The sequence below is a fragment of the Shimia sp. CNT1-13L.2 genome (assembly GCF_024331145.1).
GTDB lineage: Bacteria > Pseudomonadota > Alphaproteobacteria > Rhodobacterales > Rhodobacteraceae > Shimia.
In genome coordinates this window covers 342874-357326 of sequence record NZ_JANDJO010000001.1, presented here as the reverse complement: position 1 = coordinate 357326, position 14453 = coordinate 342874, and the positions used below count along the sequence as shown (strand labels likewise).

The 14453-nt window shown below is 62.3% G+C and carries 16 protein-coding genes; 8 read left to right on the top strand and 8 right to left on the bottom strand.

The window, feature by feature from the left end:
• Nucleotides 1-39 precede the first annotated feature (39 nt).
• The 6 genes from NNA36_RS01805 to NNA36_RS01780 all read left to right on the top strand — a co-directional run bounded on the left by NNA36_RS01805 (nt 40) and on the right by NNA36_RS01780 (nt 4403).
• Nucleotides 40-759 (top strand): molybdopterin-binding protein, encoded by a 720-nt coding sequence (locus NNA36_RS01805; RefSeq protein WP_255103676.1) that lies wholly within the window; start codon nt 40-42, stop codon nt 757-759.
• Nucleotides 756-1481 (top strand): GNAT family N-acetyltransferase, encoded by a 726-nt coding sequence (locus tag NNA36_RS01800; RefSeq protein WP_255103674.1) that lies wholly within the window; start codon nt 756-758, stop codon nt 1479-1481. Before NNA36_RS01805 ends, NNA36_RS01800 begins: the two co-directional genes overlap by 4 nt.
• A gap of 11 nt (nt 1482-1492) precedes the next feature.
• Complete coding sequence (locus NNA36_RS01795) at nt 1493-2065, top strand: peroxidase-related enzyme (protein ID WP_255103672.1); 573 nt, start codon at nt 1493-1495, stop codon at nt 2063-2065.
• Nucleotides 2062-2991, top strand: a complete 930-nt coding sequence (locus NNA36_RS01790) for an OmpA family protein (RefSeq protein WP_255103669.1) — start codon at nt 2062-2064, stop codon at nt 2989-2991. The genes NNA36_RS01795 and NNA36_RS01790 overlap by 4 nt, the downstream gene beginning before the upstream one ends.
• A 203-nt stretch (nt 2992-3194) precedes the next feature.
• Entirely contained in the window at nt 3195-3395 is a 201-nt protein-coding gene (locus NNA36_RS01785) for a YfmQ family protein (protein WP_255103667.1), read from the top strand.
• 9 nt (nt 3396-3404) lie between these two features.
• Nucleotides 3405-4403: a Hint domain-containing protein gene (locus tag NNA36_RS01780; RefSeq protein ID WP_255103666.1), complete on the top strand. Its 999-nt coding sequence runs from the start codon at nt 3405-3407 to the stop codon at nt 4401-4403.
• A 2-nt stretch (nt 4404-4405) separates the two neighbouring features.
• Here the strand turns inward: NNA36_RS01780 and NNA36_RS01775 are convergent, their stop codons facing one another.
• From NNA36_RS01775 to NNA36_RS01755, 5 genes are all read right to left on the bottom strand, one after another.
• The gene (locus NNA36_RS01775; RefSeq protein ID WP_255103663.1) at nt 4406-5005 is read right to left on the bottom strand and encodes a cytochrome b/b6 domain-containing protein; all 600 of its coding nucleotides are present in this window, start codon (nt 5003-5005) and stop codon (nt 4406-4408) included.
• Between the two features lie 11 nt (nt 5006-5016).
• Nucleotides 5017-5460, bottom strand: coding sequence for a cytochrome c (locus tag NNA36_RS01770; protein WP_255103662.1), 444 nt, complete (start codon nt 5458-5460; stop codon nt 5017-5019).
• A 239-nt stretch (nt 5461-5699) separates the two neighbouring features.
• A complete protein-coding gene (locus NNA36_RS01765) occupies nt 5700-6605 on the bottom strand; it encodes a LysR family transcriptional regulator (protein WP_255103660.1) in 906 nt (301 codons plus the stop codon).
• 154 nt (nt 6606-6759) lie between these two features.
• Nucleotides 6760-7668 carry an AEC family transporter gene (locus NNA36_RS01760; RefSeq protein WP_255103658.1) on the bottom strand — a complete coding sequence of 303 codons (909 nt, stop codon included), beginning with the start codon at nt 7666-7668 and terminating at the stop codon, nt 6760-6762.
• A gap of 111 nt (nt 7669-7779) precedes the next feature.
• Nucleotides 7780-9807 (bottom strand): NADPH-dependent 2,4-dienoyl-CoA reductase, encoded by a 2028-nt coding sequence (locus NNA36_RS01755; RefSeq protein ID WP_255103655.1) that lies wholly within the window; start codon nt 9805-9807, stop codon nt 7780-7782.
• A gap of 169 nt (nt 9808-9976) precedes the next feature.
• On the opposite strand from NNA36_RS01755, the gene NNA36_RS01750 reads away from it, so the two are divergent.
• Nucleotides 9977-10735 carry an SDR family oxidoreductase gene (locus NNA36_RS01750; protein ID WP_255103653.1) on the top strand — a complete coding sequence of 253 codons (759 nt, stop codon included), beginning with the start codon at nt 9977-9979 and terminating at the stop codon, nt 10733-10735.
• Nucleotides 10736-10822: 87 nt separating this feature from the next.
• Here NNA36_RS01750 and NNA36_RS01745 read toward each other — a convergent pair whose 3' ends face one another.
• The 3 genes from NNA36_RS01745 to NNA36_RS01735 all read right to left on the bottom strand — a co-directional run bounded on the left by NNA36_RS01745 (nt 10823) and on the right by NNA36_RS01735 (nt 13350).
• Entirely contained in the window at nt 10823-12106 is a 1284-nt protein-coding gene (locus NNA36_RS01745) for an FAD-binding oxidoreductase (RefSeq protein ID WP_255103652.1), read from the bottom strand.
• Nucleotides 12107-12177: 71 nt separating this feature from the next.
• Nucleotides 12178-12555, bottom strand: a complete 378-nt coding sequence (locus NNA36_RS01740; RefSeq protein ID WP_255103650.1) for a hypothetical protein — start codon at nt 12553-12555, stop codon at nt 12178-12180.
• 21 nt (nt 12556-12576) lie between these two features.
• Entirely contained in the window at nt 12577-13350 is a 774-nt protein-coding gene (locus NNA36_RS01735; protein ID WP_255104385.1) for a DUF6478 family protein, read from the bottom strand.
• Between the two features lie 197 nt (nt 13351-13547).
• Here NNA36_RS01735 and NNA36_RS01730 point away from each other — a divergent pair, with 197 nt between their 5' ends.
• Nucleotides 13548-14429 (top strand): CPBP family intramembrane glutamic endopeptidase, encoded by an 882-nt coding sequence (locus NNA36_RS01730; RefSeq protein ID WP_255103649.1) that lies wholly within the window; start codon nt 13548-13550, stop codon nt 14427-14429.
• The last annotated feature ends 24 nt before the right edge of the window (nt 14430-14453 follow it).

The window sequence follows — 14453 nt, the reverse complement described above, 5'->3', positions numbered from 1 at the left end:
CTATACCTCTGGGGACAATCTGACAAGGAGCGAGCCGCCATGTCCAACCCCACTGCCGCGATGCTGGTGATCGGTGACGAGATTCTCTCGGGCCGGACCCGCGATGCCAACATGCACTATCTTGCCGGTGAGCTGACCAAACACGGCGTCGATCTGCGCGAGGTGCGGGTGGTTGGCGACGAAAAGGCCGATATCATCGCGGCGCTGCAACACCTTGCGGGACGCTATGACACGGTGTTCACCAGCGGCGGGATTGGTCCGACGCATGATGACATCACCGCCGATTGCGTTGCCGAGGCCTTTGGTCAGAGCATCGACATTCGTGATGATGCGCGGGCGCTGCTGGCGGCGCATTACGAGAATTCGGGGCTGGAGTTCAACGCGGCGCGTCAGCGGATGGCGCGGATTCCTGCGGAGGCCACTTTGATCGACAACCCGGTGTCGGTCGCGCCGGGGTTCACGGTTGAGAACGTGCATGTCATGGCCGGTGTGCCCAGCGTGTTCCAGGCGATGGTGGCAAGCGTGATCCCGACCCTGACCGGGGGCAAGCCGCTGTTGTCGCAATCGCTGCGGATTGATCGTGGCGAGGGGGATATTGCCGGGCCGCTGGCGGCGCTGGCCGAGGAATTCAGTGATCTGTCGATCGGCTCCTATCCGTTCCAGCGGGACGGGGCCTTTGGCGCGAATATTGTGATCCGTGGCACCGATGGGGCGCGGATTGATGCGGCGATGACCAAACTGGCGGAGACCTTCGCATGAGCCTTCCCGATGCACAGATGATGTATGACGTGGTCGAGGCGACCTGGCCGGCGGCAGCTGTTGCCGAGTGCGGGCCTTTCCTGGTGCGGGATGGTCAGGGCGGCGGCAAACGGGTGTCGGCGGCCACGGCGCGGGGCGCTTTCGAAGAGGCCGACATTGCCAAGGCGGAAGAGGCGATGCGGGGCCTTGGGCAGACGCCCCTGTTCATGATCCGCGAGGGCGATGACGCGTTGGACGCGGCGCTTGCAGCACGCGGCTATGAGGTGATCGACCCGGTCACGATGTATGCGATCCCGGCGCAGGAGTTGGCGCAGGAACGCCCGCCACGCACCGCCGCAATCGAGACAACCGGGCCGATGCAGATCATGCGCGAGATCTGGGCCGCGGGCGGGATTGGACCGGCGCGTGTCGAGGTGATGCAGCGGGCCTGCAAGCCCAAGGCCGGTTTCGTGAGCCGCTGGCAGGACAAGCCGGCCGGAGCCAGCTTTATCGGCATGCACGAGGGGATCGCGATGGTGCATGCGCTTGAGATCATCCCGTTCCAGCGCCGGATGGGCGTTGGCCGCTGGCTGATGCAGCGCGCGGCCTTCTGGACCTTGGACAACGGCGGGCATACGCTTGCCGTGATCTGCACCACGGCCAACGAGGCTGCGAACGGGCTTTATTCTTCGCTCGGGATGACGGTGGTGGGGCAGTATCACTACAGGATTTTGTCAGACTGAGAGGGAGATAGATGAGCCAGTCAGACCAACCCACGGCGCTTGATTTGCCGATGGCCGACCCGTTGCCGGAGGCGACGCAGAAGTATTTCGATATTTGCCAGGAAAAGCTGGGCATGGTGCCCAACGTGTTAAAGGCCTATGCCTTTGACGTTGAAAAGCTGAATGGCTTTACGGCGATGTATAACGACCTGATGCTGGGCGACAGCGGGCTGAGCAAGCTCGAGCGCGAGATGATCGCGGTCGTCGTGTCTTCGATCAACAAGTGTTTCTACTGTCTAACCGCCCACGGCGCGGCGGTGCGCCAGCTTTCGGGTGATCCGAAGCTGGGTGAGTTGATGGTGATGAACTGGAAGGCGGCCGATCTGGACGCGCGCCAGACGGCAATGCTGCATTTCGCCGAGAAGATCACCAAGGAAAGCAGCGCAACCACCGAAGCCGATCGTCAGGCATTGCGGGATGTCGGGTTCAGTGATCGTGACATCTGGGACATTGCCAATGTGACCGGCTTTTTCAACATGTCGAACCGCGTGGCATCAGCCACCAACATGCGCCCCAACGACGAATATCACGCCCAGTTCCGATGATCCGTTTCGCCGCCATATGTCTTGCGCTGTTGCCCTCGTTGGCGGCGGCGTTCGAACCGTCCCTGCCGGACGGTGCCGAGGCGCTTGGCGGTGAGGAAAGCAACGGGCAATACGCTTTGCCGGTGGGAACCTTCGATGGTGAGGGTGTGCCGGCAGAGCTTTTTGACGGGCGGGTTGTCAAACGCAGTTGGCGGGTGCCCGGCCTGACGGGATCGGTCTCGCGCATGGCATCGCAGATCGTCACGCAGTTGAGCGAACAGGGGTATGATGTCCTGTTTGCCTGTGAAACCGATGTCTGCGGTGGGTTCGATTTCAGGTTCAATATCGAAGTGCTGCCGCCGCCGGACATGTTTGTTGACCTGTCGGAGTTCCGGTTCATCTCGGCCGAAAAGCAGGGCGTGCGGGGATACGAGGGGGTTGGCGTTCTGGTCAGCGAAACCGCGATTTCGGGCATGGTGCAGGTGATCCATGTGGCCCCGTCCGAGACGGAAGAGCTTGAGGTCATGCCGCCGCCTGTGGAAGAAATTGCCGCGACACCGGGAGAAATCGACGGGTCTGCCGTGGCGACGGCGCTTGAAGACACCGGGCGGGCGGTGCTGGGCGACTTGACCTTCGAGACGGGATCATCGCGGCTGGGAGATGGGCCGTTTGCCTCGCTCGTGGCGCTGGCGGACTGGTTGAAGGCAGATGAGACACGCCGGGTTGTGCTGGTGGGGCACACTGACAACGAAGGGGCGCTGGATCGCAATATCGCATTGTCCGAGGCCCGGGCCGGGGCGGTGCGCAGCCAGCTTGTGGATGCGCTGGGCGTGGCGGATGCGCAGGTGGACTCTCGCGGGATTGGTTATCTTGCGCCGATTGCCAGCAATGCCACCAAGGAAGGCCGTGAAACCAATCGCCGGGTCGAGGTGGTGGTTCTGCCTTGAGAACAATCGCTGATGCGGTGCCTGTCGATTGTTTCCATTTAGGTCAAATCGGCGCTGATTCTCCCTGAAAACCCATGAAATTGTTCAGTTCCGGGCCGAATTCCATTTTTGTGCCCCATTCCAGCCACGTTTATTTGTGACGTTTGGGAAACGATCGGGAGACGCAGAAGCTGCCCGTCGGTTTCGAGTGTGTGGGTTGAAGGATGCAGTATCGTGATCTGAACAAAGAGTTCGCGAGTGACCTGACGGTGGCTTTCGAAGTGGCCATGTCCGAGCGGGAAAAGGACGTGGTTGAGCGGATGCTGGGACGCGGTGCCGTGAAGGCAAAGCTGGCCCCGAGCGGGATGCGCATGTTGTTCGAAGCGTTGAATGCCGAAGGCCGTACGGCCAGCAAGGTCGAGTAGGGCAGGGCAATGGCGCAGTATACTGCCGAGGTCTTTCGCTGGACGGGGACCTATTACAATTCCCAGTACAATACCTCCTACACTGCCGTCTTTGACGACAATGATGGCTCGTATCAGGGCAGCGGTGACAGCAGCGAAACCATCAGCATTGATGGCGGCAGCTTTGCTGGCACCACCGGATCGCCTTATGCGATTGACGTGAGTTTCACGGCGACCGATGGGCAATCGCACGTCGAAACCTTTTATTTCTTCAACACGACAGGCGGCTGGCATTTTGCGCCGGGACCGGGATCGGAATTTACGGTCGGGGCGACGCTTGGATCGTATCAGAGCCACACTGTTGGCTGGGACTATACCGACGTGACCTGTTTCGTGCGGGGCACGATGATCACGACGGATGCCGGCCCTGTGCCGGTTGAAGACCTGTCTGAAGGGCAGCGGGTTCTGACGGTTGACGGGCGGTTTGCCGAATTGCGGATGCTGACCAGCCGGACCCTTGAGGCCTATGAGCTGGCCCTGTCGGACAAGCTGCGTCCGGTGCGGATCGAGGCGGGGGCCTTGGGGCAGGGGCTTCCGATGCGCGATCTTTATGTGTCGCGCCAGCACCGGATGCTGGTGCATTCCAAGATCGTGGCGCGGATGTTCGGGCAGGACGAGGCATTGATTGCGGCGGTGAAGCTGACCGAATTGCCGGGGATCGACGTGGTCGAAGAGGTGGCGGAGGTCGAGTATTTCCACCTGATCTTTGATCAGCACGAGACGGTGTTTGCCGAAGGCGCGCCGAGCGAGAGCTTGTATCTTGGGGCTGAGGCGTTGAAGACCATGCCCGACGAGGCGCTTGAGGAGATGCGGTTGCTGTTTCCCGACCTCGTGGCAGAGGCGGAGGCGCCGGAGCCCTCGCGATATGTGCCGGTTGGCCGGGCGCAGAAGCAGCTGGTGGCGCGCCATGCCAAGAACGGCAAGGCGCTGTTGGACGGGTTTGCCGGAGGGATGCCGCGGGCGGCTTGAGATCAGGGTCTGTCGCGGCGCACCAGTTTCCAGCCGGTGATCATGGGCAGCACCAGGTTCTCGCCCTTGTAGCGCTTGTAGAAAGCGATGGCTGCCAGATGCAGAACCACCAAAATCAGGATGACGGGCGCGAGGCGGTTGTGCAGTGACGTGGCGCTGCGCACGGTGTCAGAGCTGACCATGTCAGCCAGTGGACCGACGTTCACATAGTCGTCAGGATCGGAGACGAGGCCGGTTGTGACCTGAAGGATCAGCACGATCAGAAGCGCAAAGACCGAAAGGGCGCCGAGCGGGTTGTGGCCGGGCCAGTAGGACGGCTTGCGTTCGAACAGGTGCGAGAGATACCGGCCGGTTGTCGCGGGACCGTAGATGAAATGCACAAAACGTGCGGGGGCCGGACCAGCCAGCCCCCAGACCACGCGGAACACCAAAAGGGCGATGACCGTGTAGCCGAAGTAGAAATGCAGCGTCATGATGTTCGGGCCGAATTTGCCCAAACCCCAAGCTGCGCCGACGCAGATCGCCAAGGCCCAATGGAACAGGCGCAGGGGGAGATCCCACAGTTTTTCGCGGGTGACTCCCCGGGGAAGCTGGTCGGACATGGGGAAGCCCCTTACTTGGCGCGGTATTCTTTGTGGCAGCCCTTGCAGGTGCCGCCGAGAGCGCCAAGCGCGCCTGCCATTTCGGCTTTGCCCTGACCGGCGACGGTCTGCATGTCCATCAGCGCCTTGACGAAATCACCGCCCTTGGCCTGAACGCCAGCGAAATCGTTCCAGATTTTCGGCAAGGCGCGCGAGCCTTCAACGTCGTCCGACGAGGTGCCAAGAATGTAGAGGTGACCGAGGTTGTATTTGGTCAGGGTGACCATGTTGTCCGCAGCGGTTTGTGCGGCGGCGGCGTCATAGTCGCGTTCGCCTTTGGCCATGGTGGCAAAGACGTCCATGTTGGCGCCCAGCAGTTTGTAATAGCCCTGGCGGGCGGCGACGGTGTCTTCGGCAGATCCCGCCAGCGACAGGGTCGGGGCGGCGATGAGGGCGGCGATAAGCGCGATGCGCATTGCGTGGCTCCTTGAACAGGTTTTTAACAATGAGACTTGAACGTTCAGGCACCGGACTTCTGTAGGGGTGCCTTGCAAAAATCAATATTCTGATTGTGGAATGTTTGCGCCGCGACCGATTGTCACTTGGGCGGTAAGTTGCTGGTTTAAAAGAAAAGACCCGGGCGCTTGGGAGGCCCGGGCAGTTTTGCTTTCTCGAGGAAAGCCTGGGGAAAACACGAGGTGTGTTGAATTCTATTTTACCAGTCCGAGGGGCCTTTTTCGGCAAAGGCGTGCACCAGGAAATCGATGAAGGCGCGGACCTTGGGCTGGGTGAAACGGCCCGGCGGATAAACCGCGTAGATGCCTTGGGTTTCCATCGGCAGATCCGGGATCGCATCCTCGACCAGACCCTGCTCCATCGCTTCGGCGTAGAGGTAAGACGGCAGGTAGGCGATGCCGAGACCGGCAACCGCGGCGTTGAGCAGCGACTGGCCATCGTTGACGCTCAGCCAGCCGGCGGTACGGACCTGGCGCTTTTCGCCCGAGGGGGCGGTGATTTTCCAGACTGCGCCGTTCGACTGGTTCGAATAGTGCAGCAGCTTGTGTTCGTTCAGATCGTCGATCTTTTCCGGGCGACCGTAGCGCTCGAAATAGGCCGGGCTTGCGATCATGCGTTTCGTGGTTTCGGTCAGCTTACGGGCCCGCAGGGTGCTGTCTTCCAGCTCGCCGATGCGGATCGCCATGTCGAAGCCTTCGGAGATCAGTTCAACGTAGCGGTTGTTAAGCACCATATTGACGTTGATTTCCGGGAACTCTGCCAGGAATTCGCCCAGAACCGGCGAGAGGTGATTGACCCCGAAGTCGGTTGCCACGCTGATCCGCAGGAGGCCCGAGGGCGCCGATTGCATCGACGTGACCAGCGCGTCAGCTTCGCCTGCATCGTTCAGGACGCGGCGGGCGCGGTCGTAATAGGCCAGGCCGATCTCGGTGGGCGAGACGCGGCGGGTGGTGCGGTTGAGAAGGCGCGCGCCGAGGCGGGCCTCAAGTGAAGAGACGTGCTTGGACACAGCGGATTTCGAAATGCCCATCTTCTTGGCAGCGTCTGTGAAGCCACCTTGATCCACCACTGTGGCGAAGGCTTCCATTTCCGTTAGTCGGTCCATGTTTCCCTACCTCGATAAACTTTTTACAGCGTCGTTTATCGGCCTCAAATCGGGCAGAAGCTGGGCAGGGCTCAGACAATATCGGGGTTTTGTCTGGGATCGTTTGCGGCACGGAAACAGAGAAACAATTGCGATTGGCTGTTTCCGGGGCGTGTCAGAAGACCAGTGTGATGGCGGTGATCCAGAGGGGCAGCGTGGCCGCAGAGAGCAATGTGGACTGGGCCACGAGGGTTGCCGAGAGTTCGCGATCAGCCCCGAAGCCAGCGGCCAGAACATGCGATGCGGAGGCGGTGGGCAGGGCGGCGAAGAGGGTGAGGGTGCGGGCCAGCACTGGATCGGTATCGAGAACAATGCAGGCGATCATGGTGAGCGTCGGCAGGGCGATCAGCTTGGTTGCGCAGATGATGCCGCTGAACATGTCGAGGCGGGCAAGCGCCCCCCAGTTCATTGTTGCGCCCACGGAAATCAGCGCCACGGGGATGGCGGCCTGTGCGAGCATATCGAGCGGGGCCATGATCGGGGCGGGGATGGTGATGCCCGACAGGCCAACGATCACGCCGGAGACGGACGCGATGAGAAAGGGGTTGGTGGCCACTTTCTTGAGCGTCTGGGCAAGGCTGCCGCTGCCGCGCGACAGGGCGGAGACGGCAAAGACATTGGCCATCGGAATGGCCATGCCGACGGCAACGGCCAGCATGCCCATCGGCGGTTCGGCCAGCGTCGCGACGGCGACAAAGGCCATGGCCGTGTTGAATCGCCATGCGGTCTGCCATGCGCCGGCAAAATCAAGAAACCTGTCGGGGCCGAAGCGGCGGGCAAGATAGCCCAGGGCGAGGCCCGCCAGCAGGATGGCCCAGACGGCGGGGCCAACAGTCAGGATGTCACGCGGATCAATCGGGCGGCTCGAAGCGGCGACGAAGATCAGGGTCGGGAACAGGATTTCGAAGTTCAGCTTGTCCAGCCCCTGCCACGCATTCACCGAAAGACGGCTGCGGACAAGGCCGCCAAGGGCGACCATCAGGAAGCTGGGCAGCAGGCCCATGAGGATTGCGAAAAACACCATGAAGGTGGTCTATGCCCATGCGGTCCCGGTCTCAATGGTCAAACCGACATGGCATGTCGCTTGTGGGCGATTGGGTCTGTGCCGCCGCAAATGACGGCACAGGCGTTGGTATCAGAAGGTGGCGGCGAGGCGCGTGCCCTGGTTGATGGCGCGCTTGGCGTCGAGTTCGGCAGCCACATCGGCACCGCCGATCACGTGGCAGGAGACCCCCTTTTCCTCAAGCGCGTCTGCCAGGGAACGGTCCGAAAGCTGGCCCGCGCAGATCACCACGTTGTCGACTTCGATCACCTGCGGGTTCTCGCGGGCCTCGCCAAAGGAGATGTGCAACCCGGCGTCGTCGATCTTTTCATAGTTCACGCCGCCAAGCATCTTGACGTTCTTCATCTTGAGCGCGGCACGGTGAATCCAGCCAGTGGTCTTGCCCAGACCCTTGCCAAGCGCCTTAGCCTTGCGCTGCATCAGCGTGACCTCGCGGGCGGCGGCGTGGGGTTGCGGGCCTTCCGGGGCAAGGCCACCACGGGTTTCTTCCGGATCGCCGACGCCCCATTCCTTCATCCATTCGGGCAGGTTCTCGGTCAGGCTTTCGCCTTCGTGCACAAGGAATTCGGTCACATCGAAACCGATGCCACCCGCACCGATCACGGCGACGCGTTTGCCAACCGGTTTCTTTTCGCGCAGCACGTCGAGATAGCTCAGGACTTCGGGGCGGTCGCTGCCGGGGATGCCCGGATCACGCGGCACGATGCCGGTTGCGATGACCACCTCGTCGAAATCGGACAGCGTGTCCGAAGTTGCCTCGGTGCCAAGGCGCAGCTCAATACCTTCGGCCTCGACCATGGTTTCGTACCAGTCAACAAGGCCCCAGAATTCTTCTTTGCCGGGGATCTGCTTGGCAACGTTGAGCTGACCACCCACCTTGTCGGCGCGATCAAAGAGCGTGACCTTGTGGCCGCGCTGGGCCGCAGTGATGGCGGTCGAGAGGCCAGCAGGACCGGCACCGACCACGGCAACCGATTTCACGCTGTCTGCCGCCGGGATCGGCAGTTCGGTTTCGTGGCAGGCGCGTGGGTTCACGAGGCAGGAGGTCAGCTTGCCCGAGAAGGTGTGATCAAGGCAGGCCTGGTTGCAGCCGATACAGGGCGCGATCTGGTCGGCCTTGCCGGCGGCCGCCTTGTTGACGAAATCGGCGTCGGCCAGGAAGGGGCGGGCCATCGACACCATGTCGGCGCAGCCCTCGGCCAGCACCTCTTCGGCCACGTCGGGCATGTTGATGCGGTTCGAGGTGATCACCGGGATCGAGACCTTGCCCATCAGCTTCTTGGTGACCCATGCAAAGGCGCGACGCGGCACCGAGGTGGCAATCGTCGGGATGCGGGCCTCGTGCCAGCCGATACCGGTGTTGATGATGGTGGCACCCGCCTTTTCGATCTCCTTGGCCAGCATCACCACTTCTTCGTGGGTCGAGCCGTTGGGGATCAGGTCGATCATCGACAGGCGGTAGATGATGATAAAGTCCTCGCCCACGGCCTCGCGGCAGCGGCGCACGACCTCGATCGGCAGGCGCATCCGGTTTTCATAGGACCCGCCCCAGCGATCGTCGCGCTTGTTGACATGGGTGACGAGGAACTGGTTCAGGAAATACCCCTCGGAGCCCATGATCTCGACCCCGTCATACCCGGCTTCGCGGGCGCGCACGGTGGCGGTGATGAAATCCTGGATCTGTTTCTCGATGCCTTCTTCGTCAAGCTCTTTCGGCGGGAAAGGCGAGATGGGCGACTTGATGGCCGACGCCGAGACGCATTCGGGACCATAGGCATAGCGGCCGGCATGCAGGATCTGCATGGCGATCTTGCCACCCGCGTCGTGCACACGGTCGGTGACGATCTTGTGGTTGGCGATGTCCTCGTCGGTGAACAGGCCCGCCGCCCCCGGGAACACGCCGCCTTCCTTGGAGGGTGCCATGCCGCCGGTCACGATGAGTGCCACGCCGCCACGGGCGCGTTCGGCGTAGAATTCCGCGACGCGGTTCCAATCCTTGGTCTCTTCCAGACCGGTGTGCATCGAGCCCATCAGAACGCGGTTCTTGAGGGTGGTGAAGCCGAGATCGAGCGGTGCCAACAGATGCGGATAGTCTGCCATGGGTTCCTCCGTGGTGCCTTTGCAGGTTTGCTTTACCAGAACGTAAAGCGCGCGATTCGTCATTCGAAACGCCGCGTCAGGTGAGGTGTTTCTACGCCGCGTCAATCGGGGCTGGTCGCCCTCTCCCAGTCTTGGCAGAATGGCGGCGCAGTCAACGAGGAGAGCAGCAATGGCCGACTATGGCGTCTTTTCCCTGGCCGGGCGCAATGCGCTGGTGACCGGATCGAACAGCGGGCTTGGGTTTGCAGCGGCGCAGCTTCTGGCCGAGGCGGGGGCCATGGTCTGGGTGAATGGGCGCGATGCGGCAGCCACCGAAGACGCGGCGGCAAAGATCCGTGCGGCCGGGGGGCAGGCGCGGGCGCTGGCTTTTGACGTTGCCGATGAGACGGCGGTCGATGCGGCCTTTCAGGAGATCGCGGCAGAGGGGCTGCATATCCTTGTGAACAACGTCGGCATGCGCGACCGGCGGGGCCTTCAGGACTTTGAGCGCGAAGACGTGACACGGCTGATGGATGTGGATCTGGTCTCGCCCTTTATGCTGTGCCAGCGGGCGGCGGCCCTGATGGCGGCGGGCGCGCGGATCGTGAATATCTCGTCCATCGCGGGGATCATCGCGCAGGGCGGCGACGCGGCCTATACCACCGCCAAGGCGGGGATCAACGGCATGACGCGGGCGCTGGCGGCAGAACTCGGACCGCAAGGCATCAACGTGAACGCCATCGCGCCGGGGTTCTTCAAGACCGAGCCGAACCGCGAAGCCGCCAAAGACCCGGCGATTGCCGCGCGTCTCGAAGCGGCCACCTCCCTTGGGCGCTGGGGTGAACCGGCGGAGCTGGCTCCGGCGATCCTGTTCCTTGCGTCCCCTGCGGCCAGCTATGTCACAGGACAGGTTCTGGCCGTGGATGGCGGCTATACCGCGCATTACTAGGGTTTCTTCTTGGTCCAAATACCCCGGGGGAAATCGCGGCCCGAAGGGCAGCGTTTGGGGGCTGGCCCCCATTCTGCCCTGTCGGACCTAGCCCAAGGGTGAGGGGCGGATCGCGTGGGTCAGGGTGGCGCCGAACTCGTAATAGGCCTGTTTCAGCCCGGTCAGGGTTTCCGAATGTGCCGCCTGTGGTGGCAGGGGCAGGGCCTCGGGGCGCTCCTGCAACAGGGCCTCGGCGGCAGCGGTGCCAAAGACCGTGCCGGGAGAGATACCGCGCCCGGAATAGCCAAAGACGGCAAAGGCCCTCGGGCCAATCGACAGTACCTTGGGGATGTGGTCCGAGGTCATGGCGATGCGGCCGCTCCAGGCGTGCTCAAACGGGATATCAGCCAGTTCGGGATAAAGCGTGCGTAGCTTGCGGCGGGCCCAGGCTGCGTGTACCGGCCTGCCGGGGCCGTCGCTGTCACCCATGCCGCCAACGATCAGGCGGCCTGCCGCGTCGATGCGGATCGAGGACATGACAAGCGCGGTGTCCCAGCAACCTTCGCCACCGGGCAGGATGCGGGCGCGCAGGTCTTCGGGCAGGGGGGCGGTTGCGAACTGGCTGTAATGCACTGGCACATAGGCGGGGCGGAAGGGGGCCGACAGGGCGGCGTGATAGGCATTGGTGGCCAACAGAAGATGTCTCGCCCGCAGTGTGTGCCCGTTGCAGGACAGGTGCCATGTGTCGTCCTTGTGCCGGATGGCGGTGACGGCGCTGTGGTCGTGCAGGGCTGCGCCCGCGGCACTGGCCGCGCGGGCAAGGCCGTGGCAATAGGCAAGCGGCTGGATCGTGCCTGCGCGCGGGTCGAAGAGGGCACCGTGAAAGGCCTCTGACCCCGTGCGGCGGCGGGCTTCGGTGGCATCCAAAAGCTGGATGGGCGCGCCGAGCCGGTTGCCCTGCCGGAACCGGTTTTCAAGGTCTTTCAGACCGGAGGGGGCGTGGGCAAGATGCAGGGTGCCGCTGCGGGTGGCTTCGCAGTCGATGCTTTCGCGGGCAATGATGTCGAAGACCCTGGTCGGACCTTCGGCCAGCGTGTCGATCAAATGGCGGCCCACGTCTTCGCCAAGGGCCTCGGTGATTTCGTTCGGGGGAAGCCAGAGACCGGCGTTCACGAGGCCCACGTTGCGGCCCGATCCGCCGTGGCCGATGGTTTCGGCCTCAAGCACGGTCACAGAGGCGCCAAGGCGGGCGGCCTCGAGCGCGGCGGCGCAGCCGGTAAAGCCGCCGCCGATGATGGCGAGGTCTACGGTCTGGTCCTTCGAAAAGGGCTGCGTTTCAGCACGTTGCGCGATGCTGACTTGCCAGAGGTTTGAAACCGGGGTCGATGTCAAAGCGGCCTCCCTTGCCCGTAACGAGGGTACTCTAGGGCAAAGTCAGGCCGGTGCAATCGCGATTTGCAGGGTTACATGGTTTCGACGCAGTGGCGGCGGAACGCGCGTTTCAGCATGTCGAGTTCGGCCCGCAGGAGATCGAGTTCGGCGCGGATGTCATCGGCCAGAACCTCGCCCGAGATCAGGGTGATCGTGTCCAGCATCTCATCGCTGTCGGCGTCGGTGATCAGGAAGGTCTGCACACCGTCGGCGATGGCTTCGCTGGGGATCGGGATACGCAGAACCCAGCGGTTGTTCTCGGCGTCTTCCCTGATCTCGACGCCGTCGACGGGAGTGTTCAGGAGCGAGACCTTGATGTTCGGTTCGCCGCTGCCGCCATTGGTTCGGGTCAGGGCACCTTCCCAGGTACCTTCGAAGAGGCGGGTCTTGGTGAGGGTCCAGTCGCTCATCTTGTTGTTCTCCCGGGAAAATCAGAATTCGGCACGCGGGCGGCGGCTCAGGGTGACGTCGCGCAGCGTGACTTGGTTCATTTCGGGGCCTTCGAAAATCAGGTCCAGCCAGGCCTTTTCAACGCGTTTTTCGTTGAGCTTGGAATAGGCGAGGTCAAACTCGACGTTGATCTCTTCCCGATCCAGCGGCAGTTCGCGCACGATCTGTTCGGTGTTGGGGCCGTGTTTGATATTGAGGCGGGCGAAGATTTCGAGGGGCTTTTCCACCTCGATGATGGTGTCGACGCGGATCAGGTGGTTGCGTTTCAGGCCGTCAACGGCGTCAAACGGCAGGTCGACGACCAGCGACAGGAACGAGCCATCAAAGCGGAACACGTCCATGCGCACGCCAAAGGGGGCAAGGTCGGCCGAGCGCGAATTGCGGATCTGGCGCAGGGTGAGTTCCGATACCTGACAGTCATGGAACAGGGTGACCTGTTCGCCGAGCATTTCCTTGGACTGAACCGAGGAGATACCGGTTTTAGGCAAGGGTTCGCGCCAGAGGGCCGGGCGCCACGACCATTCGGTGCCATGCGGCAGCGGAAAGGCGTTAGAGCCGATCATCGGCAGGGCCAGACGGTTTTCGGCAATTGAAATCAGCGTATTCAGGTGCTGGCGCAGGCGATAGGCGCGGTTGCGTTGCGCGCGCAGGGTGGACAGATCGGTTTTGGCAGCCTTGCGGGCGTTGCGGGCCCAATACCGTGCCAAGGCCTTCTGAAATCCTCTTTGAAGGATACTGCCCTTACCTTCACTCATGCTCACACCACTCCGCCTTGCGCTAACTTCGGCGCTGTTTCTGGTTGGGAAACAATACCCGCCCGGTTTTTCCATTATCTATCTGAATGCCATACACGAAACAAACCTCCTTTGAGGGTTCGGATGCATTTTCTGCATTTCGTTGCAGGAAGGTGCGCGGGGTTGTCGGATGGCGCCAAAACGGGCATCACCGCAGCATGAGAGCGTATCGTTTACATGAGGTTCACGTCGCCCCGGCGCGGCCATCCAACGAGATCTGGCGGTTGCTGGTCGGGGTGGTGGCCATCGTGTTCGGTTTCCTGATTCTGAATCTCGGGTACATTGAAATCCTTCAGGGCCTGCCTGACTGGGCGGCGCTGAACCGCGAATTGCACCATGGCACCAGTGCCCGCGCGCTTTGGGTGATGCTTCTGAACTTTCTGCCGCTTCTGATGATGCTCTGGGTGGTTCTGACCCTGCTGCACCGGCGGAGCCTGCGGCGGATGGCGGGGCCGTGGACACTTGTGTGGCTGGATTTCAAACGCACGGTGCGGTTGCTCGTCGTTCTTTATGCCGTTGTCCTGATCCTGCCCGCCCCGGCCGATATGTCGCCGATGCAGAACATGCCGTTCGGGGATTGGATCTGGCTGTTGCCGGTCAGCCTGCCGCTGATCCTTTTGCAGACCTCGACCGAGGAATTCCTGTTTCGCGGCTACCTGCAAAGCCAATTGGCAGCACGGTTTTCTTCGCCTTTGGTCTGGATGGTGCTGCCGTCGCTTCTCTTCGGGTTCCTGCATTATGATCCGGCGACATATGGGCCAAATGCCCTGCCGCTGGCGGCCTGGTCGGCGGTGTTCGGGCTTGCCGCCGCTGATCTCACGGCGCGGGCAGGCAACCTTGGGCCGGCCTTGGCGCTGCATTTCCTGAACAACGTGGTGGCCATGAATTTCACCGCGATGGAGGGACACTGGGACGGGCTGGCGCTTTTCGTGCTTCCGTTTGGTCCCGAGAATGTCGAGGCCCTGCGCGCCACCATGCCGATTGAGCTCTTGTTGATCCTGTGTGGATGGCTCACGGTGAGGATCGCGATACGGCGCTGATTGCATTTCCTGACGCAGCGTCTT